The sequence below is a fragment of the Pseudomonas sp. genome (assembly GCF_035277045.1).
GTDB lineage: Bacteria > Pseudomonadota > Gammaproteobacteria > Pseudomonadales > Pseudomonadaceae > Aquipseudomonas.
In genome coordinates, this window is record NZ_DATELE010000127.1 from 1 (window position 1) to 9633 (window position 9633).

Annotated in this window: 8 protein-coding genes; 6 read left to right on the plus strand and 2 right to left on the minus strand. The window is 67.4% G+C overall.

The features are described from left to right. Positions 1 to 1049, plus strand: a 1049-nt coding sequence (locus tag VJS90_RS05830) for an endonuclease/exonuclease/phosphatase family protein (protein WP_324119955.1), incomplete at its 5' end; no start/stop codon positions are given. A gap of 113 nt (positions 1050 to 1162) precedes the next feature. Continuing rightward, the gene (locus VJS90_RS05835; protein ID WP_324119957.1) at positions 1163 to 2242 is read left to right on the plus strand and encodes a DUF1615 domain-containing protein; all 1080 of its coding nucleotides are present in this window, start codon (positions 1163 to 1165) and stop codon (positions 2240 to 2242) included. A 16-nt stretch (positions 2243 to 2258) separates the two neighbouring features. Here VJS90_RS05835 and VJS90_RS05840 read toward each other — a convergent pair whose 3' ends face one another. Together VJS90_RS05840 and VJS90_RS05845 are read right to left on the minus strand one after the other, a co-directional pair. Then, on the minus strand, positions 2259 to 2981 hold the full coding sequence (locus VJS90_RS05840) for a thioredoxin family protein (RefSeq protein ID WP_324119959.1): 723 nt from the start codon (positions 2979 to 2981) through the stop codon (positions 2259 to 2261). A gap of 123 nt (positions 2982 to 3104) precedes the next feature. Beyond that, positions 3105 to 3761 (minus strand): HAD-IA family hydrolase, encoded by a 657-nt coding sequence (locus VJS90_RS05845; protein WP_324119961.1) that lies wholly within the window; start codon positions 3759 to 3761, stop codon positions 3105 to 3107. Positions 3762 to 3854: 93 nt separating this feature from the next. Between VJS90_RS05845 and lexA the strand changes: the two genes are divergently transcribed. From lexA to VJS90_RS05865, 4 genes are read left to right on the plus strand one after another with little or no spacing between them, the layout of a single operon-like run. Next, entirely contained in the window at positions 3855 to 4472 is a 618-nt protein-coding gene (gene lexA, locus VJS90_RS05850) for a transcriptional repressor LexA (protein WP_324119963.1), read from the plus strand. Continuing rightward, a complete protein-coding gene (imuA, locus tag VJS90_RS05855) occupies positions 4472 to 5092 on the plus strand; it encodes a translesion DNA synthesis-associated protein ImuA (protein WP_324119965.1) in 621 nt (206 codons plus the stop codon). Before lexA ends, imuA begins: the two co-directional genes overlap by 1 nt. Positions 5093 to 5098: 6 nt before the next feature. Beyond that, complete coding sequence (locus VJS90_RS05860) at positions 5099 to 6517, plus strand: DNA polymerase Y family protein (protein ID WP_324119966.1); 1419 nt, start codon at positions 5099 to 5101, stop codon at positions 6515 to 6517. After that, positions 6493 to 9588, plus strand: a complete 3096-nt coding sequence (locus VJS90_RS05865; protein WP_324119967.1) for an error-prone DNA polymerase — start codon at positions 6493 to 6495, stop codon at positions 9586 to 9588. Before VJS90_RS05860 ends, VJS90_RS05865 begins: the two co-directional genes overlap by 25 nt. The last annotated feature ends 45 nt before the right edge of the window (positions 9589 to 9633 follow it).

Genomic DNA, 9633 nt, shown 5'->3' on the forward strand with positions numbered 1-9633 from the left:
CGGCGCCACGGGCCCAAGGGTTCGCCGTGCTGCTGCGGCTGTACAACATCCATCTCGCCCTGACCCAGAACGGCGTGCGTGCCGAGCAGGGCCCTGACCGGCTGGATGCTTTCGAACCCCTGCGCCTGCTGAGGATTGCCGTGATGTCAGCCTGGGGACCCTGGCTCGGCATCCTGCGACTTTCGGGCAACATCGGCTCGTACCACCATGCCCGGACCTCGGATCCTGGCGGCGGTCTGCAGATGATGATTGGCACGCTGCCAGGGCGGGGCGCCGAAGTCGACCTGAGGGTCGCCACCTTCAACATGCAAGGAAGCTCGGAAACCACCAATTCCAAGTTCCGCCTGCATGTCCTTCCGCTGGCCCGCATGCACCATGTGGTCGCGCTACAGGAGGCGGGGGTGGCGCCTTTCAGTTCGCGGCACGTGGCCCGGCTGCAGATTCCTGACCAGTTCGGGGCGCTGCACGAGGTCAACCATTACCTCTGGGAGGCCGGCTCCAGCGGCAGGCCCGAGACCTACCAGATCTACCTGCTCGAGGTGCAGCGCTTGCGGGTCCGCCTGGCGATGGTGGTGTCCGCGCAGGTCGATGTGCGCAGCGTGGTGGTGATCGCCGACGGCATAACGACCCCCTCGGGAGCGATACCGCCCCGGCCGGTGCTGGGCCTGCGGCTGCGCCTTGGCGGCCTGGACGAGGAGGTGACGGTGCTCAATTTTCACGCCATCTCCAACGGCGGCTCCAACTGCCCGAGGGTACTGCGGGAGGTCAGTTGGCACAGCGCATCGCGCTATGTGCTGGTCGGGGATTTCAACCGCGACCCGCGAGCGCCTGGGCCGTCCGATTCGCAGGGTGGCAACTGGATATCCCCGCCCGGCATCGCCGAGCTGGTCCTGGCCCAGGCGCCGACCTATCCCAGCCAAGGCCCTTCCAGCATGCTCGACTATGCATTGGCCAATGGCACCTCTCGCCCCGCCGACGCGGGCCGGGTGGGCCAGGTCGCGGACTCGGACCACCTGCCGGTATCGTTCACCTTCCATTTCTGCAACTGATGCCCTCGAGCAGGTCGAGGGCCGATCCTCCAGCTTGGTATGACATCGTGCTGTCCTGAACTACCCGTCGGCTGGTAGGGTGCGGCTCTCGAAAGCTTCTGGAGGGTGCAGGCATGGCGTGGCGTTCAGCGTTGGCGGGTGGGGTGATTCTGGCATTGTTGCAAGGCTGCGTGAGCAAGCCGCCAGTCCCCCAGGCCGACCCTGCCAAGGTACGCGCGGACCTGCTGCGCCTGTTGCCGGCCTCGACCCGCGACCGCGCGGGCTGGGCCAAGGATATCCAGACGGCCTTCAGTGCCCAGAAAATCACCCCGAGCAAGAGCAACCTGTGCGCGGTACTGGCGGTGACCGAGCAGGAGTCGACGTTCCAGGCCGATCCGCAGGTGCCAGGGCTCGGGCGCATTGCCCGCGAAGAGATCGACCGCCGCGCCGCGCGCCTGCACATCCCAGGGTTTCTGGTCGACAAAGGCCTGCAGACCCGTTCCGGCAACGGCAAGACTTACCAGCAGCGGCTGCAGTCGGTGCGCAGCGAAAAGGAGCTCAGCGCCCTGTTCGACGACCTGATCGGCGCCTTGCCGCTTGGCAAGACCTTGCTCGGCGGGCTCAATCCGGTCCATACCGGCGGTCCCATGCAGGTCAGCATCGCGTTCGCCGAAGCGCATGCCAAGGACTATCCCTATGCCTATGGCGGCACGGTTCGCCAGGAAGTCTTCACCCGGCGCGGCGGCATGTATTTCGGCATCGCCCACCTGTTGGGCTACCCCACGCACTATTCGCAGCAACGCTACCGTTTCGCCGACTTCAACGCCGGCTGGTATGCCAGCCGCAATGCGGCGTTCCAGAGCGCCCTGAGCCGTGCCAGCGGGGTCAAGCTGGCGCTGGACGGCGACCTCGTGGCGCCCGGTGCGATCATGCCGGGCACCACCGAGACGGCCGCGCGCCGCCTGGGGCCGAAGCTGGGCCTGCGCAACCCGGTGATCCGCGACCACCTGGAGCAGGGCGACAGCCTCGACTTCGAAGACACCGAGCTGTACGAAGGCGTGTTCAGCCTGGCCGACGCCGCTGCCGGCAAGGCGTTGCCACGCGCCGTGCTGCCGGGGATCGAGCTCAAGAGCCCGAAGATCACCCGCAAGCTGACCACGGCCTGGTTCGCAGGCCGGGTGGACGAACGCTACCAGCGTTGCATGAAACGCTGAGCGCGGCGCCCGTCGATCAGTGGCAGCACTGTGTCTTGTGCTCGGCCCCTTCGTAGCGGTCGTGATGGCGGACCCAGTTCATGGTCCCGTCCTCGTTGCGGCCCAGGGGCATCAGGTCGAGGAAGTTGTAGGTGCCGACCAGGATGTCCAGGCCGCGGGCATAGGTTGAATAAGTGTGGTAGATGGCCCCGTCGCCGTCGCGATAGAACACGCTCAGCCCCGGCAGCTCGCCTTCCTCTCCCTGATAGGGTTCGTAGTTGTACTGGCCGCTGCCATCGGTGGGCACGCTCACGCCAAAATCGCGGTTGAAGGCCGAGCCACTGGACGAATACCAGGCAAACTTCCAGCCCATGCGCTGGCGGAAGTCCTGAAACTCGCCATACGGCGCCCGCGACACCGCAACCAGCGACACATCATGGTTGGCCAGGTGCAGGTTGGCACCGTCGAAATGGTCGGCCAGGAACGAGCACCCCGGGCAACCCTCGTTCCAGCCCTCGACGAACATGAAGTGATAGACCAGCAGTTGGCTGCGGCCGGCGAACAGGTCGCCAAGCCCCAGCTCGCCGTCCGGGCCCTGGAAACGGTAGGGCGTGTCGACCCTTAGCCAGGGCAGGGCACGGCGCGCCGCAGAGAGCGCGTCGCGCTGGTGGGTGAAGGCCTTTTCGTGCAGCCACAGCTGCCGGCGGGCGGCAAGCCACTCATTGCGCGAGGCCAGTGGGTGTTTGTCAGGGATCTCCATGGGGCACGCTCCACGTGGGGGGATGTGCTCATGGTCGAACGACGGGAGGTGGGTTCGACAGCGGGTGGCGGCTGGCCCGACGAGCGGGGTGAGCCACGCCGCTACACTGTCGCCTTGTTCTGTTCAGCCCCGCATCTCGTCGATCAACGCCCACAGCCGCGGATCGTCGAAATCCTCGATCACCATTTGCGCCCCGGCGGCCAGCAGCCGCTCGGCCGGCAGGCTGGTCGCCAGGCCGACTGTGAAGATCCCTGCCGTGCTGGCGGCGGTGACGCCCGGCACCGAATCCTCGAAGGCCAAGGCCTGGCCGGCTGCGGCGTTGAGCCGTTGCAACCCGGTCAGGTAGGGCAGCGGATCGGGCTTGGGCCTGGCCAGTTCCTCGGCCACCAGGACATGCTCGAAATGCCCGCCCAGGCCCATCGCACCCAGCATGTGCTCGGCATTGTCACGCGGCGCATTGGTCACCACGCACACGCCGATCGCCTGGGTCTGGGCGTGTTCGAGCAGGCGCAGCAGGCCGGGCATGGGCTCGAGCACAGGCGACAGGTCGCGAAACAGGGCTTCCTTGCGGTTGGCCAGGGCTTTCTGCTGGTCCGGGTCGGACTGTGGGAACAGCTCGGCGAACAGCTCGCCGTTGGCCCGGCCGCTGACCTGGGCATCGAACTCGGCCTGGCTCAGCGTGCGCCCATGCTCATCGAGCAGGTGCCGGAAGGCTTGCAGGTGCAGGGTGTCGGTGTCGGTGAGGGTTCCATCGAGGTCGAACAGCAGGGCGTTCAGCATGGGGCATCCGTGTGATGTGAAGGGCCTGGGCGATGATACCGAAAAATGCAGCGACGAAAGGGGACTGGTCAGGTTTCGGTAAAAAGAGTACAAATGTTCTCCATGGACACACTATCTCCCAAACGCCGCGCGATCCTCGACTTCATCCGTGAGCGCATCGCCGAACATGGACAGCCCCCGAGCCTGGCCGATATCGCCAGCCGCTTCGGATTCGCTTCGCGCAGCGTCGCGCGCAAGCACATCGTCGCCCTGTGCCAGGCCGGCTTCATCGATGTCACGCCCAACCAGGCGCGCGGCATCCGTCTGGCCGAACCGCTGCGCCGCCCCGAGATCCTCGAGATCCCGGTCCTCGGCCAGGTCGCCGCCGGTGCACCCATAGGCCCCGACCTCGACATCCACGAACAGCTGCTGGTCGACCCGAGCTTTTTCCGGCGCACGCCGGACTACCTGCTCAAGGTACGTGGAGACTCGATGATCGGCGACGGCATCCTCGACGGCGACCTGGTCGGCATTCGCCAGCAGGCCGAGGCCCGCGATGGCCAGATCGTCGTCGCCCGGCTCGATGGCGAAGTCACCATCAAGCGCTTGCAGTGCATCGCTGGCCGCTACCGCCTGATGCCGCGAAACCCGGCCTTCGCGCCCATCGAGGTAGGGCCTGAGCACGACTTCGTGATCGAAGGGGTGTTCTGTGGCCTGCTGAGGCGCGACTGATGGGCGCGGTCGTCGACCTCGACGGGCTGCTTGAACAGCGCCGGGTCTGGCGCGGGCGTCAGGCCCAGTCGCGGCCACAGGCTCTTCAGCCCACGGGGCATGCGGCGCTCGATGCCTGCCTCCCCGATGGCGGCTGGCCGCCGGCCTCGCTCATCGAACTGCTGCTGGGCGCCCCCGGCGCTGGCGAGTTGCAACTCCTTTGGCCCAGCCTGGCGCGGCTGACGGCGGAAGGCGGGCGGGTGGTGCTGGTGGCACCGCCTTTCATTCCATTCGCGCCGGCCTGGCAGGCGGCAGGCGTCGACCTGCGCTGGCTGTCCCAGGTCGATGCGCCGCCCGGCGAGGCCTTGTGGGCGGCGGAGCAGTGTCTGCGCTCAGGCAGTTGCGCAGCGGTGCTGTGCTGGCCAGAGCGCGCGGATGACCGCGCCTTGCGCCGGCTGCAGGTCGCGGCCGAGACGGGCCAGGCGCTGGCGTTCGCCTGCCGTGGGCAACAGGTGTCAATCAACCCGTCCCCGGCGGTATTGCGCATTGCCATCGATACCCGGCCCGCGCAATGGCGAGTGCTCAAGTGCCGCGGTGGCCTGCCACCCAGCCTGCCTGTCGCTGCAAACGGGCGGGGCTGATGCGCCATGCTGTGGGCCTGTATTCTCTTGCCACAACTGGCGCTCGACACCGTCCTGCGCGGTCGCGACAACCCAGACGCGCCCTTGGTATTGCTGGGTGGCCCGAGCCAGCGACGCGTGCTCCAGGCGGTCAACCCTGCGGCCGCGGCGCTCGGGTTGCGTGCAGGCCAGTCGCTCAATGCCGCCCAGGCCCTGGCCGACGGCTTCACCTGCGTGGAGGCGGACGAGGCGGGCATCGAGCAGATGCAGCAACTGCTCGCCGCCTGGGCCTATCGGTTCAGCGCACAGGTCAGCCTGCATTACCCGCGGGCGGTGCTGCTGGAGGTCGGCTCAAGTCTGCAACTGTTCGGACCGTGGCCGCTGTTCGAGGCGCGCTTGCGCGAAGAGCTGCGCGGGCTGGGCCTTCGCCACCGGATCGTGCTGGCAAGCAACCCGGTGGCCGCGCGGATGCTCGCAAACGGCCATGACGGCCTGGCCGCTCCTACCCGGGAGGACACCACGGCCGCCCTGAAACGCATGCCCATCGCGCGTATCGGCTTGCCACTGGATGCCGCTGAAGCTTTTGCGCGCATGGGTTTGCGTGAGCTGGGACAAGTGCTGGCGCTGCCGCGCGAATCCTTGGCCCGGCGCTTCGCCGCTCAGGTGCAACTGCACCTGGACCAGTTGCTCGGGTTGCGCAGCCTGGGCCTGGCGTTCTACCAGCCGCCTGATAGCTTCGAGGCGCGTCTTGAACTGAATTTTGATGTCGAATCGCACCAGGCGCTACTGTTCCCCCTGCGCCGCATGATCAACGACCTGGCGGCTTTTCTTGCCGGGCGTGATTGCGGCGTGCAGCGCTTTGCCGTGCATCTGGAGCATGCCGAGGGCCCCGACACCTGCCTGCAGGTCGGCCTGCTGGCTGCCGAGCGCGACGCCTCGGTGCTGTTCGAGCTGGCGCGGGGTCGCCTCGAACCGCTGCGTATCCCTGCGCCGGTACGCAACCTGCGCCTGCGTGCCGACGACCTGCCGGCCTTCGTGCCTCAGCATCAGGCGCTCTTCGATGCCCGCTCACAACAGGCCCAGCCCTGGCCCCAGCTGCGTGAACGGCTGCGCGCGCGCCTGGGCGATGATGCTGTGCTGGGTCTGCAAGCCTGCGCCGACCATCGTCCGGAATGCGCCTGGCAAGCGGCAAGCGAAGGTGCGGCGGGGCCCATGTCGGTGGCGCCAGGGAGTCGCCCGGGCTGGCTGCTGCCCCAGGCACAGGCCCTTCCCGAATCAACCGTTCGCCTGCTTAGCCAGGCCGAGCGCATCGAGTCTGGCTGGTGGGACGGCGCGGATGTGCGCCGCGACTACTACCGCATCGAGACCCCGGCGGGCCAGCAAGGCTGGGCCTACCGCGACCTGAGCGAGGCCGGGCCCTTGTGGCTGCAGGGCTGGTTCTCATGAGCACCCAGGCCTATGCCGAGCTGCATTGTCTGTCCAACTTCAGCTTCCAGCGCGGTGCTTCCAGCGCCGATGAGCTGTTTCGCCGCGCGGCCGAGCTGGGCTACCAGGCCTTGGCGATCACCGACGAGTGCACCCTGGCCGGCATCGTGCGGGCGTGGCAGGCGGCAAAGGCGCATGGCCTGAAGCTGATCGTCGGCAGCGAAGCGCGAGTACAGGACGGGCCGCGCCTGGTGCTGCTGGTACAGGACGTGACCGGCTACCAGAACCTGTGTGCCCTGATCACCCGTGCCCGTCGCCGGGCAAGGAAAGGCGAGTACTGCTTGCTCGCGGATGACTTCGAGGCCCATCACCAGGGCCTGCTGGCGCTATGGGTGCCCGATGATGCCCAGGACCCAGCGCCCGGTGAGTGGTTGCAGCAGCACTTTCGCGATCGGCTGTACCTGGCGGTGCACCTGCACCGGGGCTGCGATGACGCCACCCGCCTGCCACAGTTGCTGGGCCTGGCGGATCGCCTCGGCATCGCGGCCGTCGCTTGCGGTGATGTGCACATGCACGCCCGCGGGCGTCGGGCCCTGCAGGACTGCATGAGCGCCATCCGCCATCACACCACGGTGGCCCACGCCGGGCAGCATCTGTTCGCCAATGGCGAGCGCCACCTGCGCCCGCTCGCGCAGCTGGCCGAGCTGTATCCGCCCGCGCTGCTGGCCTGCACCCGGGAGATCGCCGGCCTCTGCGAGTTCGACCTGGGCCAGTTGCGCTACCAGTATCCCCACGAAGTGGTGCCCGAAGGCCAGACCCCGACCACCTGGCTGCGTGCGTTGTGTGAGCGCCATTTGCCCCAGCGCTGGCCAGACGGGCCTGGCGCGCAGGTGCGTGAGACGCTGGAGCGGGAGCTGTCGCTGATCGCCGAGCTTGGCTATGAAAGCTACTTCCTGACCGTCCACGACATCGTCAGCTTTGCCCACGAGCAGGGCATTCTCTGTCAGGGCAGGGGCTCGGCGGCCAACTCGGTGGTGTGTTTCGTGCTGGGCATCACCGAGCTTGATCCGATGAAGACCAAGCTGCTGTTCGAGCGATTTCTGTCGCGCGAACGCGACGAGCCGCCGGACATCGACGTCGACTTCGAGCACGACCGCCGCGAGGAAGTGATCCAGTATGTGTTTCGCCGCTATGGACGCCATCGGGCGGCGTTGACTGCGGTGGTCAGTACCTACCACGCTGCCGGGGCGGTGCGCGACATCGCTCGGGTACTGGGTTTGCCAGCCGGCCAGATCGACGCCCTGGCCAAGTGTTGCGGGCGCTGGACCGACCGTATTCCGTCGGCTGAACAATTGCAGGAGGTCGGCTTCGAGGCGCAGAGCCCGTTGTTGCGGCGCATTCTGGTGCTGGCGGGGGAGCTGATCGGCTTTCCCCGGCACCTGTCACAGCACCCGGGTGGCTTCGTCATCTCCGAACAGCCGCTGGACCAGCTGGTGCCGGTGGAGAACGCGGCCATGGAGGAGCGTACCGTCATCCAGTGGGACAAGGACGACCTCGATGCGGTAGGTCTGCTCAAGGTCGATGTCCTTGCCTTGGGAATGCTCAGTGCGCTGCGCCGCTGCTTCGACCTGATCGAGCGCCACCGTGGCAAGCGCCTGACGCTGGCGAGCATTCCCGCTGATGATCGCCCCACGTACGACATGATCAGCCGCGCCGAAACCATCGGCGTGTTCCAGATCGAATCGCGCGCGCAGATGGCCATGCTGCCCAGGCTCAAGCCACGCGAGTTCTACGACCTGGTCATCGAGGTGGCGATCGTGCGGCCTGGACCGATCCAGGGCGACATGGTCCATCCCTACCTGCGCAGGCGCCTGGGGCAGGAGCCCATCACCTATCCCTCGGACGCCCTGAAAGCCGTGTTCGAGCGTACCCTGGGCGTGCCGCTGTTCCAGGAGCAGGTCATGGAGCTGGCCATGGTCGCCGCCGACTACAGTGCCGGCGAAGCTGACCAGCTGCGGCGCAGCATGGCCGCCTGGAAACGCACTGGCGGCCTTGAGCCGCACCGCGCGCGGCTGATCGAGGGCATGCTGCGCAATGGCTATGAAGCCAGCTTTGCCGACCGCATCTTCGAGCAGATCAAAGGCTTTGGCAGCTACGGCTTTCCCGAATCGCACGCCGCCAGCTTCGCCTTGCTCACCTACGCCAGCAGCTGGCTCAAGTGCCATGAGCCGGCAATCTTCATCTGCGCGCTGATCAACAGCTGGCCCATGGGTTTCTATACCCCCGACCAGCTGCTGCAGGATGCCCGGCGTCAGGGCATCGAGGTGCGCCCGGTGGACGTTTGCCACAGCCTCTGGGACTGCACTCTGGAAGGAGAGACGGTGCTGGCCATTCGCATCGGCCTGCGGCAGATCCGCGGCTTTGCCGAAGTGGATGCACGGCGGCTGGAGCAGAGGCGGGCAGAGCGGCCTTGGCGCGATGTCGAGGACCTGAGCCTGCGCGCCGGGCTCGACAGCCGCGCCCGCGAGCGCCTGGCCGATGCCGGCGCCCTGCGCGGCCTGGCGCGAGATCGCCACCAGGCCCGTTGGCAGGTGGCGGCAGTGCAGGCGCAATTGCCCTTGTTCGCCCAGGTCGAGTCCGGGCCTGAGGAGGCGATCGAACTGCCCGTGCCCACGGTGGCCGAAGACCTGGTCGCCGACTACGCCACCCTCGGCACCACCTTGGGACCGCATCCGCTGACCTTGTTGCGTGGCCGGCTCACGGCGCGTGGCTGTCGCAGTTCGCGGGAGCTGGATGGGGTGGAGCACGGCGACACTGTCAGCGTGGCGGGTCTGGTGGTCGGACGCCAGCGTCCGGGAACCGCCAGCGGCGTGACCTTCGTGACCCTTGAAGACGAGTTCGGCATGGTCAACGTCGTGGTCTGGCGCGACCTGGCCGAGCGCCAGCGCCGTGCGCTGATCGGCTCAAGGCTGCTGAAGGTCTCTGGCCGGCTGGAGCAGGAAAACGGCGTGCGCCACCTGATCGCGCGAAGGCTGGAGGATGTCAGCGTATTGCTGCAAAGCCTGGATGTCCGCAGCCGGGACTTTCACTGATTCAGGGGCCCTGTATGCCCCTCCGACCCTGTGTGAGCGTGCCTA

Coding starts and splice junctions, on each gene's coding strand:
- VJS90_RS05835 (WP_324119957.1), top strand. CDS start 1,163: ATGGCGTGGCGTTCAGCGTTGGCGGGTGGGGTGATTCTGGCATTGTTG.
- VJS90_RS05840 (WP_324119959.1), bottom strand. CDS start 2,981: ATGGAGATCCCTGACAAACACCCACTGGCCTCGCGCAATGAGTGGCTT.
- VJS90_RS05845 (WP_324119961.1), bottom strand. CDS start 3,761: ATGCTGAACGCCCTGCTGTTCGACCTCGATGGAACCCTCACCGACACC.
- lexA (WP_324119963.1), top strand. CDS start 3,855: ATGTTCTCCATGGACACACTATCTCCCAAACGCCGCGCGATCCTCGAC.
- imuA (WP_324119965.1), top strand. CDS start 4,472: ATGGGCGCGGTCGTCGACCTCGACGGGCTGCTTGAACAGCGCCGGGTC.
- VJS90_RS05860 (WP_324119966.1), top strand. CDS start 5,099: ATGCTGTGGGCCTGTATTCTCTTGCCACAACTGGCGCTCGACACCGTC.